Origin of the sequence: Azospirillum griseum (assembly GCF_003966125.1) — a bacterium.
Taxonomy (GTDB): Bacteria; Pseudomonadota; Alphaproteobacteria; order Azospirillales; family Azospirillaceae; genus Azospirillum; species Azospirillum griseum.
This window is the reverse complement of the sequence record NZ_RXMA01000009.1, coordinates 50,087-63,984: the sequence shown is the minus strand read 5'-3', so window position 1 is coordinate 63,984 and position 13,898 is coordinate 50,087. Positions and strand designations below refer to the sequence as shown.

Sequence of the window (13,898 nt, the reverse complement as noted above, 5' to 3'; positions counted from 1 at the left end):
ACCCTCGGAAAAAGACAAAGCATCCAGTCCAACGCCCCGCCAGCCCTCCCTTGCGGTCATGACGACGCGATGACGCTGTTTTCTTGGCCCCTCCCCGCCCCTGCGGTCAAGGGTTGTCGCCGTTCCCTCCGGGGAAGCCCTCATCGCACCACGTCGGCCGGGGGGTGCAGGGCCTCCCACACCGCGCGGGCCTGGACGCTGTCGGCCACGTCGTGGACCCGCAGCATCTGCGCGCCCTGGTTCAACGAGTCCAGCCCGGCGGCCAGCGACCCGGCCAACCGCGCGCGCGGTGGCTCCCCGCGCGACAGCGCGCCGATGAAGCTCTTGCGCGACAGCGCGATCAGCAGCGGGCAGCCCAGGGCGTGATAGAGCGTGGTGTGACGCAGGATCGCCACATTGTGGGCCACCGTCTTGCCAAAGCCGATGCCGGGATCGACGGTGATCCTGTCCAGCGGGACCCCGGCGGCGGTGCAGCGCTCCACCCGCGCCTCCAGCCAATCGAACACATCAAGCGCGGCGTCGCGGTAGTGTGGATCGCTCTGCATGGTTCCGGGTTCGCCCTGCATGTGCATCAGCACCACCGGGGTTCCCGATTTCGCCACCACCGGCAGGGCCAGCGGATCGGCCAGCCCGGCCACATCGTTGACGATGCGGGCACCGGCCCCGATGGCCGCCGCCATGACGCGGGCGTGGCGGGTGTCCACCGACACCGTGACGCCGCGTTCGGCGAAATGGCGGATCACCGGCAGGACGCGCGCCTCCTCCACCTCCGCCGGGACGGGGGCGGCACCGGGGCGGGTGGATTCGCCGCCAACGTCGAGAATGTCGGCCCCGGCTTCCACCAACGCCTGCCCATGGGCGATGGCGGCGGCGGGGTCGAGGAAGTCGCCGCCGTCGGAAAAGCTGTCGGGTGTGACGTTGACGATGCCCATCAGCCGGGGCCGCGCCAGATCCAGCCCGGCAAAGGCCGGGCGGGCGCGGGTCAGGGCACCCAATTGCCGGTCCAGCCGCTCCGCCACCGCCCGCGACCGCTCCCACCCCCAGGCCATGATTTCGGCCAGCGGGGCAAAGGCGCGCTCGATACGGTCAGCCCCCTGTGGGCGGTCGATCTGGCGGACGATCAGTTCGGCGGTGGCGAAGGCGAAGCGCCCCCCGGCCAACGGAACCGCCGCCCCCTTGGCCCAGGCGGCGATGGGCATCAACCCGACCGGACGCAGATAGACCCGCACCCCCTCCTCCCCCGCCCAGGGGCAGAAGGCGGTCAACGATCCGGCGGCGGAACGGGCGGCAACGGCGGCCTTGCTGGCGGATGGCGGAACGGGCGTCATCGGTCAAACCCTCAACAACGGGACAGGATGCGCCGTTCGTGGCACGGCGCGGGGCCAGCGCGCAAGCCGCAAGACCACCACCCCCGCGCAGTGTCCACCTGCGACGCAGGCAATGCGCGCCGGGCGGTGCGAATGGAACGTTTGAAACACCGTGAAACGGTTTTGAGCGCGCTGTTCATCGGTTGCACGCCCGCAGGGGCCGCAAGGTGCGGAGCGAGCGGAACGGCGGGGTTGATGGGGCGCATGGCGGGATCCCTGGCATGGAAATGGGCAATTATTCCTACCGCGCACCACCAACCCGGGCAAGGATCCGCCGCACATCCGCGCGTCGGTGTGGTATAGGAGACCTCCCGTTTCCCCTGCACAGGCGGTTGCCCCCGTGACGCTGGCCCAACCGACGCCCCACGCCGCTTCCCAATCCGAAACGCCCACCACGCCGGGGGTGGTTGCCAGCGCGGTCTATTGCAAGGGGCGACGGATCGCCGACATCCCGGTGAGCGAGGCCGGGGCCTGGGCGGCCAAACCCGACCATTTCGTGTGGATCGGGCTGTGGGAACCCGACGAGCCGCTGCTGCTGGAAATCAAGCAACAGTTCAACCTGCATGAACTGGCGGTGGAAGACGCCCTGCACGCCCACCAACGCCCCAAGCTGGAGGTGTATGGCGACAGCCTGTTCCTGGTCCTGCGCACCGCCAAATTGACCGACGATGATCTGATTTTGGGAGAAACCCACCTGTTCACCGGCCAGGGCTATGTCGTCACCGTCCGGCACGGGCCATCGACCACCTATTCCACCGTGCGCACCCGCTGCGAAGCCGCCCCGGCGCTGCTGAAGCATGGCGAGGATTTTGTCGTCTATGCGGTGATGGATTACGTCGTCGATTGCTATTTCCCCGTGCTCGACCAGATGGCCGGGGATATTGAAACCTTGGAATCCCACCTGATGCGTCACCCGCCCGGCATGGCGGAGGTGGAGCGAATCCACCATCTGCGCCGTGATCTGGAGCGGCTGCGCCGCGCCGCCTCCCCGCTGCTGGACGTGTGTTCGCGGTTGGAACGCTTCGATCTGCCGATGATCGACGCCGACATCCGCCCCTATTACGGCGACGTCCACGACCATGTGATCCGCGTCAACGACCAGATCAGCTCCATGCGCGAAGCGCTGTCCTTCGCCTTTGAAACCAGCATGATCGTGGCGGCGGCGCGCCAGAACGAGGTGACGCGCAAGCTTGCGGCCTGGGCCGCCATCCTGGCGGTTCCCACCGCCATCGCCGGAATCTATGGCATGAATTTCGAGGTGATGCCGGAACTGCATTGGCGCTTCGGCTATCCCGCCGCGCTGTCGGTCATCGCCGTGGTGTGCGGCGGGCTGTTCGTCCGCTTCAAGCGCATCGGCTGGCTGTGACCGCCCCGCCCCAATCCCGCAATCCACAACCAAGACCAACGACAAGGTTGACGCGATGAGCACCCCGACCGCCGACACGCCCGACGCGCTGCGCGCCCTGCTCGACGCCTATCTGCGCTGCCCGCTGGATTCCGCGCGCGCCGCGCTGGAGCAGGGGTTGCGCGCCTATCAGGACGGGTGGATCCGCGCCCGCGCCGGGGCCGACGCCCCGCCCCCGGTCGCCGCCGCGCCCGCCGCCACACCGGCAACCGCCGCCAAACCGGCGCGACCCAAATTCCCCATCGCCGCCGCCGATCTCGCCACGCTGGGAAAGATCGCCGATGGCTGGGCCGCGACCACGGCGGACGTCAGCCGCTGGGCCTGGTTCGAAGACCGCGAGCTGGTCACGCTCGATCCCAACCCGGCGGGCAGCGGGCCGGAGGTGCTGCGGCTGACCGCCACCGGCTGGGCCGCCGTGGGCCGGGTTCCACCGACGGCGTGACGCCCGGTCCTGCCCGACCCTGGCGCGCCCATCACGCCGCCAACGACACCCCCAGATGCCGTTCCAGCAGCGCCGAATCCGCCGCCGCGCCGTCGGCGGGTCCGGCGTGGGCGACGCGGCCCCGGTCGAGGAACACCACGCGGTCGGCGAAGGCCAGCGCGCGGTCGATCTGCTGTTCGACCAGGATGACCGTCATCTCCAGCTTGGACAGCGCGTCCATCAACTGGTCGCAGATCACCGGGGCCAGCCCCTCCAACGGCTCGTCGAGCAGCAGGACGGTGGGTTGCCCCAGCAGGGCGCGCGCCACCGACAGCATTTGCTGTTCGCCGCCCGACAATTCACCGCCACCGTTGCGCCGCCGCTCGCCCAGGCGGGGGAACAGGCTGTAGGCTTCCTCCAGCGCGCCGCGCGGACGGCCCTTCAACCCGGTGATGAGGTTCTCCTCCACCGTCAGCGATTTGAACACGTCGCGCGTCTGCGGCACATAGCCCAACCCCGCCGCCGCCCGCGCGGAGGAGGACAGGCTCCCCAACTCCACCCCGTCCACGCGGACGCTGCCACCGTGGCGCGTCGTCTGCCCGACCAGCGTGGCGAGCGTGGTGGTTTTGCCCACCCCGTTGCGTCCCAGCAAGGCCAACCGACCGCGCGGCGGCACGGTGAAGGACACGCCCTCCAGGATCAGCGTCGCCCCATACCCGGCGCGCAGGTCGCTGACCTCCAAAAGACCCGGTTCGGTCCCGTGCTGTCTGGTGCCAGTCTGGTCAATGCGCATGGGCACGGCTCCCCAAATAGACTTCCCGCACGCGGGGATCGGCCAGAACCTCGCGCGTGGTGCCGCTGCACAGCAGCTTTCCCTGCGCCAGCACGACGATGGTGGAGGCAAAGCGCGCCACCAGATCCATGTCGTGTTCGATCATCAGCACCGCCAGATCCTTTGGCAGCCGGTCGATGGCGTCCAGGATGCGTTGGCTTTCCGAATGCGGCACGCCCGCCGCCGGTTCGTCGAGGATCAGCACCTTGGGCCGCATCACCAGCGCCAGCGCGATTTCCAACAGGCGCTGTTGGCCGTAGGCGAGCGAGCCGACGGTGGTTTCCGCCACCGCCTCCAACCCCATCAGGGCCAAGCCCTCCGCCACCTCCGCCGCCAGACCGCGCGCGCGCCCGACCGAGGCGAACAGGCGGAAGGTGCGGCGGTCGCGTTGCAGGATCGCCAACTCCATATGCTCGCGCACCGTCATGGAGGCGAAGAGGCGGGCGACCTGGAAGCTGCGGATCAGACCGCGCCGCACCCGGTCCGCCGCCGACAGCCGGGTCACATCGCGCCCGTCCAGCCGGATCACCCCGGCGGTCGGGGCCAGCGCCCCGGTGACGAGGTTGACGAAGGTGGTTTTCCCGGCTCCGTTCGGCCCGATCAGGGCGCAGCGGTCGCCCGCCTTCAGGCTCATGGTGATGTCGGACGACACCTGAAGCCCTCCGAAATTCTTGCTGAGGCCCTGGACCTCCAGAAGCATGGTCATGCCCGCCCTCCCGGTGCCGAGCCGTTTCTGGTTCCGGTCAAGCGATCGCGCAGCCGCTCCAGCCCCGCCGCGATGCCGCCTGGCAGGAACAGCACCACCCCCATCAGGAACAGGCCGATGAAGGCCATCCAGTGGAACGGGTCGGTCGCCGCCAGAATGTGGTGAGCCGCCATGAAGGCGACCGTTCCGATCACCGCGCCATAGAGCCGCCCGGTCCCGCCCAGCACCAGCATGACCAGCGCCTCCGCCGACCAGGAAAAGCTGACGCTGTCCAGCCCGACGATGCCGCTCGACACGGCGGTCAACGCCCCGGCGACCCCGGCGAACATCCCGGCCACCGCGTACATCGTCACCAGATAGGCGCGCGGCGATCCGCCCAGCGCGGCGACGCGCACCGGATCCTCCTTCACCCCCCGGCAGGCCAGCCCGAAGGGGGAGCGCACGATCCGCCGCGCCACCAGCATCCCCACCACCAGCACCGCCAGCGCGAACAGGTAAGAGGTGCGCCCGACCATGTCGAAACGGAACAGGCCGAAGACCGGGGCGGGATCAATGCCGGACAGGCCGTCGCTGCCGCCGGTCCAGTCGCGCGCCTTGTTGGCGACCTCCTGCACGATCTGCGTCACCGCGATGGTCAGCATCAGCAGGGTCAGGCCGCGCGCGTGCAGGATCAGCGCCCCGGTGGCCAGCGCGATGGCCCCGCCCGCCACCCCGCCGATGGCCAGCAGGATCAGCGGGTCGTTGACCAGATGGACCGCCGCGATGCCCGCCGCGTAGGCCCCGGTGCCGAACATCGCCGCCTGCCCCAGCGTGGCGATGCCGCAATAGCCCAGCACCAGATCGAGCGACAGCACATAGAGGGCCGCCGCCGCGATGCGGGTCATCAGGCCGAGATCGTCGGGAAACACCCAGAAACCCGCCAGCCCGAGCAGGCCAACCAGGGGGGCCGCCGTCCAGCTCAGATCACGCCGGGGCGACGCCAGCCGGGGCGCGGATGGGTCGGTGGCGGTGGGGGCGGTGGGGGGGGCGTCGGTCATGGTCGCGCTCATGCTGTCTTCCCTTTGAAGAAGCCTTGCGGCCAGCGGAACAAAATCAAGATCAGGGCGGCGTAGAAAAAGAACTCGCCGAAATTCGGGATCAGGTATTTGCCCGCCGTGTCGGTGATGCCCAGCGCCAGCGCGGCGGCGGCGGAGCCGAAGACGCTGCCCGCCCCGCCGACGGCGACCACCGCCAGGAACAGCACGATGTAGCGGATGGCGTAGTAGGGTTCCAACGGCAGCAGCTCCGCCCCCAGCACCCCGCCCAGCGCCGCCAAACCGGTGCCGAGCGCGAAGGTGGCCATGTAAAGCCGTTCGGTGCGGATGCCCAGCGCGGCGGCCATCGCCGGATCATCGACCGCCGCCCGCAGCCGGATGCCGAAATCGGTGCGCTCCAGCAACCACCACAGCCCCAGCAGCGTGACCGCGCCAGCCACGATGACAAAGGCGCGGTGGGTCGGGATGGATTTCGGCCCCAGCGCCACCGTGCCCTGCAACAGCTCCGGCAACGGTATGCGCTTCAGCGACGGGCCGAACAGGTAATTGACCGAGGCGACGATGACAAAGGTCAGGCCGATGGTCAGCAGCACCTGCGACAGCTCGTTCGCGTGGCCGTAGATGCGGCGGTAGAGCAGCGATTCCAACGGCAGCGTCGCCAGCACCGTCAGCAGCACCGCCACCACCAGCGCCCCGGCGTAGGGCAGGCCAAAGGATTGCGCGGCGTAGGAGGCGACATAGCCGCCGACCATGGCGAAGGCCCCATGGGCCAGATTGACCACCCGCATCAGCCCCAGCGTCACCGACAGGCCAACCGAAATGATGAACAGGATCATGCCATAGGCAACGCCATCGACGGCGATGCCGAACAAAGTTTCCATGAGACGCGCTCCGCCTGATCGCCGGGCCGTGCCGGGCGGGTCCGGCCCCGTCTGCCCTGGAAAGAGCGGTCAGAGGGGCCGGACCGACGCCGTGCGCTTACTTGCCGAGCTTGTAACCGAAATCCGGCTGCGCCGGGAAAGCGTCCTTTTCGGTGTTCTGCAACTTGCCGTTCACCCGCTCCACCGTGCGCAGATAGATGGTCTGGCGGATGTGGCGGCTGTCGGGGTCGATGGTGACAGGGCCGCGCGGGCTTTCCCAGCTCAGACCCTTCACCGCCTCCACCGCCTTCAGCCCGTCGGACTTGCCGCCGGTCTTGGCCAGCATGGTGTAGATCAGATGCACCCCGTCATAGGCCCCGACCGAGGTGAAGGTCGCGTTGTCGGAACTGCCGAACAGCTCCTTGTATTTGGCCAGAAAGCTCTTGTTCGCCGCCGACTCGTGGGCTTGGCTGTAGTGGAAGCTGGTGGTCATGCCCAGCACGGCGTCGCCCAGCGCCGGAAGATCGGGTTCCTGGGTGATGTCGCCGGGGCCGAAGAACTGGATGCCCTTTTCCTTCAGCCCGTTGTCGGCGAACGCCTTGGCGAAGGCCAGCGTCGTCGGCCCGGCGGGCAGGAAGGCGTAGACCGCTTCGGCCCCGCTGTCCTTGATGCGCTGCATGAAGGGGGCGAAGTCGGTGGATTTCAGCGGCATGCGGATGGTGTCCACCACCGCCCCGCCCGCCTTTTCGAAGGTGGCCTTGAACGCCGCCTCGCCATCGATGCCGGGGCCGTAATCGCTGACCGCCGTGATCGCCTTTTTCACGCCCAGCTTGGCGACGTGGTTGGCCAGCGGAACCGTGTTCTGCCACAAGGTGAAGGAGGAGCGGACGAAGCGCGGCGATTTTTCGGTGATGGCGGAGGTCGCGGCGTTGAAGATGACGGCGGGGATGTTCGCCTCGTCGATCAGCGGGGCCACGGCCATCGCGTCGGGCGTGAAGGCGAAACCGGCCAGGAAGCTGACCTTTTCCTTGACGATCAGCTCCTGCGCCAGCGCCTTGCTCTGCGCCGGGTTGGCTTGATCAAGATCCTTGAAGACGAACTCCACCGTGTCGGCCCCGACCGTCTTGCCGTGGACGGCCTGATAGACGGCGATGCCCTCCTTGAAGGTCTGGCCGAACATGGCGAAGGGACCGGAGAAGGGGGCAATCACACCCACCTTGATCGTCGCCGCGTCCGCAGCCCCGGCACCCAGCGCCGTGGCGAACACCGCGCCCAGAAGCGCCTTGCGCAGAGTCGTCGTCATCATCCCTCCCAAGTGAAGCGTGAGCGGTGGAAACCGGTCGTGGTGCGCCGGGTCCGATCCCGGCTGCGCAATCTTCCGCAAAGCTTACTGATAGGGAAACGGATCGTCAAGTGCGATAACATAACTTTTGGGCGATTAACGCCCAAACCCTTCATTCAGAGCAACATATTGAAATAACGAATTATAGCGCTGTTTTTACCAGATTTTCTGCGACTTTTCGGATTTGTGCGGCGCAGTATGGGCGATTATCGAACTTATACATCAAAATTCGCCCTTGACAGACCCCAGCCACTGGCCACATCCTGGGCGCAATGAGAACGCATTGTGCGATTTTCGCACATTTGGGAGGTCATATGGCGCTCATCACGCCCCTGCGCGAGGCCGTGTCAAGCCTCATCCACGACGGCGACACCGTCGCGCTGGAAGGGTTCACCCACCTCATCCCCCACGCCGCCGGTCACGAGATCATCCGTCAGGGCAAAAAGGACCTGACCCTGGTCCGCATGACGCCGGACCTGATTTACGACCAGCTCATCGGCATGGGCTGCGCGCGCAAGCTGATCTTCTCCTGGGGCGGCAATCCGGGCGTCGGTTCGCTGCACCGCTTCCGCGACGCGGTGGAACAGGGCTGGCCGCACAAGCTGGAAACGGTCGAACACAGCCACGCGGGCATGGCCAACGCCTATGTCGCGGGCGCGTCGAACCTGCCCTTCGCCCTGCTGCGCGGCTACACCGGGTCGGACCTGCCCAAGGTGAACCCCTGGATCCGCTTCGTCGAATGCCCCTTCACCGGGGAAAAGCTGGCGGCGATCCCGTCGGTGCGCCCCGACGTCACCGTGATCCACGCGCAAAAGGCCGACAAGCGCGGCAACGTGCTGCTGTGGGGCATCCTGGGCGTGCAGAAGGAAGCCGCACTGGCGGCCAAGCGCGCCATCGTGACGGTGGAAGAGGTGGTGGACGAGCTGAACGCCCCGGCCAACGCCTGCGTGCTGCCCAGCTGGGCGCTGGCGGCGGTCTGCCCGGTGCCGGGCGGTGCCTACCCGTCCTACGCGCAGGATTATTCGCAGCGCGACAACAAATTCTACAAGGATTGGGACCCCATCGCCCGCAACCGCGACAGCTTCCTGGCCTGGATGAAACGCCATGTGCTGGAGACGGAGGATTTTGCGGGCTTCGTGCGGGTGTTGGGCGAATCCGTGGCGCGGGAGACGGTGTGATGTCAGAGCTTGAATTCTCGGCCACCGAAATCATGACGGTGGCGGCCAGCCGCCTGCTGGGCAACGGCACGGTCTGTTTCGTCGGCATCGGCCTGCCCTCGACCGCCGCCAACCTCGCCCGCCTGACCCACGCGCCCGACGTCGTGCTGATTTACGAATCCGGCCCGATCGGGGCGAAGCCGACGGTCCTGCCGCTGTCCATCGGCGACGGCGACCTGTCGCTGACCGCCGACACCGTGGTCAGCACGCCGGAGATCTTCCGCTATTGGCTGCAGGGCGGGCGCATCGACGTCGGCTTTCTGGGGGCCGCGCAGATCGACCGCTTCGCCAACATCAACACCACGGTCATCGGCCCCTACGACGCGCCCAAGGTGCGGCTGCCGGGGGCTGGCGGCGCGCCGGAAATCGCCGCCCAGGCCAAGGAGGTCTTCATCGTTCTGAAGCAGAACAAGAAGGCGTTCGTTGAGAAGCTGCCCTTCATCACCTCCGCCGGGTTCCTGGACGGCGGCGACGCGCGGGAAAAGGCCGGGATCCCCGGCGGCGGCCCGACGGCGGTCATCACCGATCTGGGCATCCTCACCCCCGATCCGGTGACGCGCGAACTGACCCTGACCAGCATCCACCCCGGCGTGACGGTGGAGCAGGTCAAGGAGGCCACCGGCTGGGATCTGAAGATCGCCGCCGATCTGAAAACCACGGAAATCCCGGACGCGGCGGCCCTGACCGCCCTGCGCGATCTCCAGGCCCGCACGGCCAAGGCCCATGGCCAGAACGCTGGCGGGGAGGGGTGAGAGCATGACCGAAGCCTACATCTGCGACGCCATCCGCACGCCCATCGGGCGTTACGCCGGGGCGCTGTCGTCGGTCCGCGCCGACGATCTGGGGGCCGTCCCCCTGCGCGCCCTGATGGCGCGCAACGCCGGGGTCGATTGGACCGCCGTCGATGACGTCATCTTCGGCTGCGCCAACCAGGCGGGGGAGGACAACCGCAACGTCGCCCGCATGTCCAGCCTGCTGGCCGGTCTGCCGGACGTCGTGTCGGGAACCACGATGAACCGGCTCTGCGGCTCCGGCCTGGACGCCGTCGCCACCGCCGCCCGCGCCATCAAGGCCGGAGAGGCCGATCTGATGATCGCCGGTGGCGTGGAAAGCATGAGCCGCGCCCCCTTCGTGATGGGCAAGGCGGACAGCGCCTTTTCCCGCGCCGCCGACATCTTTGACACGACGATCGGCTGGCGCTTCGTCAACCCGGCGATGAAGGCGCTGCATGGCGTCGATTCCATGCCGGAAACGGCGGAAAACGTCGCGACCGACTGGGCGATCAGCCGCGCCGACCAGGACGCCTTCGCCCTGCGCAGCCAGCAGCGCGCCGCCCGCGCCATCGCCGATGGCACGCTGGCCCAGGAAATCACCCCGGTGGTCGTGAAGGGTCGCAAGGGCGACACCACGGTGACGACCGACGAGCACCCGCGCGCCACCACGCTGGAGGCGCTGGCGGCGCTGAAGCCGGTGGTCCGTCCGGGCGGCACGGTGACGGCGGGCAACGCGTCCGGCGTCAACGATGGGGCCTGCGCCGTCCTCATCGCGTCGGAGGCGGCGGTCAAGCGTTTCGGCCTCACGCCGCGCGCGCGCATCCTCGCCGGGGCCACCGCCGGGGTTCCGCCGCGCGTCATGGGCATCGGCCCCGCCCCCGCCACCAAGAAGCTGCTGGAACGGCTGGGCCGTGGCATCGGTTCGGTCGATCTGATCGAGCTGAACGAGGCGTTCGCCGCCCAGGGTCTGGCGGTGATGCGCGAACTGGGCCTGCCCGACGACGCCGCGCATGTGAACCCCAACGGCGGGGCCATCGCGCTGGGCCACCCGCTGGGCATGAGCGGCGCGCGTCTGGTGACGACCGCGCTCTATCAGCTTGAGCGGACCGGCGGTCGCAGCGCACTCTGCACCATGTGCATCGGCGTCGGCCAGGGCATCGCCCTGATGATCGAGCGGGTGTGACGCGGCCACGGCCCCCAACCCCGCCCAAGCGGCGGTTGGGGGCTGTTCGCCGGGTGCCCCGAACAGTGTTGCGCCAACCAAGAACAAACAAACCCCGTCCGGGAGGACCCCATGCCCTTCACCACCGCCAACGGCCTGACGGTCCATTACGACCTGACGGGTCCGGCCAACGCGCCGGTGCTGCTGCTCGCCAACTCCATCGGCACGACGCTGACCGTCTGGGACGCGGTGATGCCCGCGCTGACCGCGCGCTTCCGCGTTCTGCGCTATGACATGCGCGGCCATGGGCTGAGCGCGGTTCCGGCCATCGGGGCCGACAGCGGGTACAGCATGGACGATCTGGCCGACGACGCGCTGGGCCTGCTCGACGCGCTGGGCATCGCCCGCGCCCATGTCTGCGGCCTGTCCATCGGCGGCATGATGGCGCAACGGCTGGCGGTGAAGGCCCCGGAGCGGGTGGACGGGCTGATCCTGTGCGACACCGCCGGGCTGATCGGCCCGCCGTCGATCTGGGCCGACCGCATCGCCGCGATCCGCGCGAACGGCCTGTCGAGCATCGCCGACGCGGTGATGACCCGCTGGTTCACCGCGCGGTTCCGCGAGAACAACCCCGACCCGTTGCGCGGCTATGTCGCCATGCTCAGCCGGACGCCGCAGGATGGCTACATCGGCTGCGCCATGGCGATCCGCGACGCCGATCTGCGCGCCGACAACGCCCGCATCACCGCGCCGACGCTGGTGGTGGTGGGGACGGAGGATCTGGCGACCCCGCCCGATCTGGCCCGCGCGCTGGCCGAGTCCATCCCTGGCGCGCGCTTCGTCACCCTGCCCGACGCCGCGCACATCCCCTGCGTGGAACAGCCCGCCGCGTTGAGCCGCCTGATCCTGGACGTCCTCAGCGGCCTGTCGGTTCCGGCGGAAATGCCGGAACGCGGCCTGTACGACCGGGGCATGACGGTGCGCCGCGCCGTGCTGGGCGACGCCCATGTTGACCGTTCCACCGCGCGCGCCAGCGATTTCGACCGCGATTTCCAGGAATTCATCACCAAGACCGCCTGGGGGTCGATCTGGACCCGCCCCGGCCTGGATCGCAAGACCCGCAGCCTGCTGACCATCGGCATGCTGGCCGCCCTGGGCAAGGATGGTGAATTCAAGCTGCACATCCGCGCCACCCGCAACACCGGCGTCAGCCGCGACGAGGTCAAGGAAATCCTGATGCAGGTCGCCGTCTACGCCGGGGTTCCCACCGCCAACCACGCCATCGCGCTGGCCCGCGCGGTCTATGAGGAGATGGACGCCGAGGGGAACGTCGGATGACCACGCCGCTCCACGCCGATCCGCTGCTCGACCCCCTGTTCACCACGGCGGAGGCGGCGGACGCCTTTTCCCCCTGCGCCCGGTTGCAAGGGATGCTGGATTTCGAAGCGGCCCTGGCGCGGGCGGAGGCGGCGGTGGGCGTGATCCCGGCCAGCGCCGTGCCCGCCATCGCGGCGGCCTGCGACGCCGCACTGTACGACGCCGACGCGCTGGGGGCGGAAGCGGCCCTGGCGGGCAACACCGCCATCCCGCTGGTCAAGCATCTGACCCGCAAGGTGAAGGAGGCGGACGAGGACGCCGCCCGCTTCGTCCATTGGGGGGCGACCAGCCAGGACGCGATGGACAGCGGCTTGATGCTGCAACTGCGCCGCTTCCTCGACGGGTTGGAGCGCGATGCGGCGGCCTTGGCCAATGGTTTGGCCGCGCTGGCCGACCGCCACCGCGACACGCCGATGGTGGCGCGCACCTGGCTGCAACACGCCCTGCCGACCAGCTTCGGCCTGAAGGCGGCGGTTTGGCTCGACGCGCTGGGGCGCGACCGCGAGCGGTTGGCGGCGGCGCGCGGGCGGCTGGCGCTGCAATTCGGCGGGGCGGCGGGAACCTTGGCCGCGTTGGGGTCGGCGGGTCCGGCGGTGACCGCCGCGCTGGCGGGCGAACTGGCCCTGCCCCTGCCCGCCCTGCCCTGGCACGCCAGCCGCGACCGCGTGACCGAGCTGGCGGGCGCGCTGGGCATCCTGGCCGGAACGCTGGGGACCATCGGGCGCGACGTGTCGCTGATGATGCAGATGGAGGTGGGCGAGGCGTTCGAACCCTCCGGCCCCGGTCGCGGCGGCTCCTCCACCATGCCGCACAAGCGCAACCCGGTGTCCTGCGCGGTCCTGCTCTCCACCGCCGTGCGCGCGCCCGCCCTGGTCGGCGGCCTGCTCGCGGCACAGGTGCAGGAGCATGAACGCGGCCTGGGCGGCTGGCACGCCGAATGGCAGGCCCTGCCCGATCTGGCCCGGCTGGTCGCCGGGGCCACCCGCCACGCGGTGGGGCTGATCGACGGGCTGACGGTGGACGCCGCCCGGATGCGGTCCAATCTGGAGATGACGCGCGGGCTGATCTTGGCCGAAGCGGTGACGATGGCGCTGGGCGAGGCGATGGGCCGTTTGGCCGCCCACGCCCGCGTGGCCGAGGCCAGCCGCCGCGCCATCGCCGACCAGCGCCCGTTGCGCGACCTGCTGGCCGAAGACGCGGAGATCGTCGCCGCGCTGGGGCTGGACGGGCTGGACCGCCTGTTCGATCCGCTGAACTACATCGGGTCGGCGGGGCATTTCATCGACCGGGCGCTGGCGCATCACGCCGCGCAAACGTAGGGCCATGTTGGCGCCGGATTGATTGTCCCATTCCATCACGATGGAGGACGCGCACGGTCGGCGACACCCATGGTTCAGAAAGT

13 protein-coding genes are annotated in these 13,898 nt (G+C 69.0%); 7 read left to right on the top strand and 6 right to left on the bottom strand.

Annotation, left to right across the window (positions count from 1 at the left end):
* Positions 1-140: 140 nt before the first annotated feature.
* The gene (gene folP / locus EJ903_RS11495) at positions 141-1,328 is read right to left on the bottom strand and encodes a dihydropteroate synthase (RefSeq protein ID WP_126615271.1); all 1,188 of its coding nucleotides are present in this window, start codon (positions 1,326-1,328) and stop codon (positions 141-143) included.
* Positions 1,329-1,707: 379 nt separating this feature from the next.
* Here folP and corA point away from each other — a divergent pair, with 379 nt between their 5' ends.
* Together corA and EJ903_RS11485 are read left to right on the top strand one after the other, a co-directional pair.
* Positions 1,708-2,733 carry a magnesium/cobalt transporter CorA gene (corA, locus tag EJ903_RS11490; protein ID WP_210211429.1) on the top strand — a complete coding sequence of 342 codons (1,026 nt, stop codon included), beginning with the start codon at positions 1,708-1,710 and terminating at the stop codon, positions 2,731-2,733.
* Positions 2,734-2,788: 55 nt separating this feature from the next.
* Positions 2,789-3,214 carry a hypothetical protein gene (locus EJ903_RS11485; RefSeq protein ID WP_126615269.1) on the top strand — a complete coding sequence of 142 codons (426 nt, stop codon included), beginning with the start codon at positions 2,789-2,791 and terminating at the stop codon, positions 3,212-3,214.
* A 31-nt stretch (positions 3,215-3,245) separates the two neighbouring features.
* On the opposite strand, the gene EJ903_RS11480 is transcribed toward EJ903_RS11485, so the two are convergent.
* From EJ903_RS11480 to EJ903_RS11460, 5 genes are all read right to left on the bottom strand, one after another.
* Positions 3,246-3,986, bottom strand: coding sequence for an ABC transporter ATP-binding protein (locus EJ903_RS11480; RefSeq protein ID WP_126615267.1), 741 nt, complete (start codon positions 3,984-3,986; stop codon positions 3,246-3,248).
* Complete coding sequence (locus EJ903_RS11475; RefSeq protein ID WP_126615265.1) at positions 3,976-4,731, bottom strand: ABC transporter ATP-binding protein; 756 nt, start codon at positions 4,729-4,731, stop codon at positions 3,976-3,978. Before EJ903_RS11475 ends, EJ903_RS11480 begins: the two co-directional genes overlap by 11 nt.
* A complete protein-coding gene (locus EJ903_RS11470) occupies positions 4,728-5,780 on the bottom strand; it encodes a branched-chain amino acid ABC transporter permease (protein WP_246015472.1) in 1,053 nt (350 codons plus the stop codon). The genes EJ903_RS11475 and EJ903_RS11470 overlap by 4 nt, the downstream gene beginning before the upstream one ends.
* Positions 5,777-6,646, bottom strand: coding sequence for a branched-chain amino acid ABC transporter permease (locus tag EJ903_RS11465; protein ID WP_126615263.1), 870 nt, complete (start codon positions 6,644-6,646; stop codon positions 5,777-5,779). The genes EJ903_RS11470 and EJ903_RS11465 overlap by 4 nt, the downstream gene beginning before the upstream one ends.
* 97 nt (positions 6,647-6,743) lie before the next feature.
* Positions 6,744-7,931 (bottom strand): ABC transporter substrate-binding protein, encoded by a 1,188-nt coding sequence (locus EJ903_RS11460; RefSeq protein WP_246015470.1) that lies wholly within the window; start codon positions 7,929-7,931, stop codon positions 6,744-6,746.
* A gap of 350 nt (positions 7,932-8,281) precedes the next feature.
* On the opposite strand from EJ903_RS11460, the gene EJ903_RS11455 reads away from it, so the two are divergent.
* From EJ903_RS11455 to EJ903_RS11435, 5 genes are all read left to right on the top strand, one after another.
* Positions 8,282-9,145, top strand: coding sequence for a CoA transferase subunit A (locus tag EJ903_RS11455; RefSeq protein ID WP_126615261.1), 864 nt, complete (start codon positions 8,282-8,284; stop codon positions 9,143-9,145).
* Positions 9,145-9,936 (top strand): CoA-transferase subunit beta, encoded by a 792-nt coding sequence (locus EJ903_RS11450; protein WP_126615259.1) that lies wholly within the window; start codon positions 9,145-9,147, stop codon positions 9,934-9,936. The genes EJ903_RS11455 and EJ903_RS11450 overlap by 1 nt, the downstream gene beginning before the upstream one ends.
* Positions 9,937-9,940: 4 nt before the next feature.
* The gene (gene pcaF, locus EJ903_RS11445) at positions 9,941-11,140 is read left to right on the top strand and encodes a 3-oxoadipyl-CoA thiolase (RefSeq protein WP_126615257.1); all 1,200 of its coding nucleotides are present in this window, start codon (positions 9,941-9,943) and stop codon (positions 11,138-11,140) included.
* A gap of 111 nt (positions 11,141-11,251) precedes the next feature.
* Positions 11,252-12,457 carry a bifunctional 3-oxoadipate enol-lactonase/4-carboxymuconolactone decarboxylase PcaDC gene (pcaDC, locus tag EJ903_RS11440; RefSeq protein ID WP_126615255.1) on the top strand — a complete coding sequence of 402 codons (1,206 nt, stop codon included), beginning with the start codon at positions 11,252-11,254 and terminating at the stop codon, positions 12,455-12,457.
* The gene (locus EJ903_RS11435) at positions 12,454-13,815 is read left to right on the top strand and encodes a 3-carboxy-cis,cis-muconate cycloisomerase (RefSeq protein ID WP_126615252.1); all 1,362 of its coding nucleotides are present in this window, start codon (positions 12,454-12,456) and stop codon (positions 13,813-13,815) included. Before pcaDC ends, EJ903_RS11435 begins: the two co-directional genes overlap by 4 nt.
* Positions 13,816-13,898: the final 83 nt, after the last annotated feature.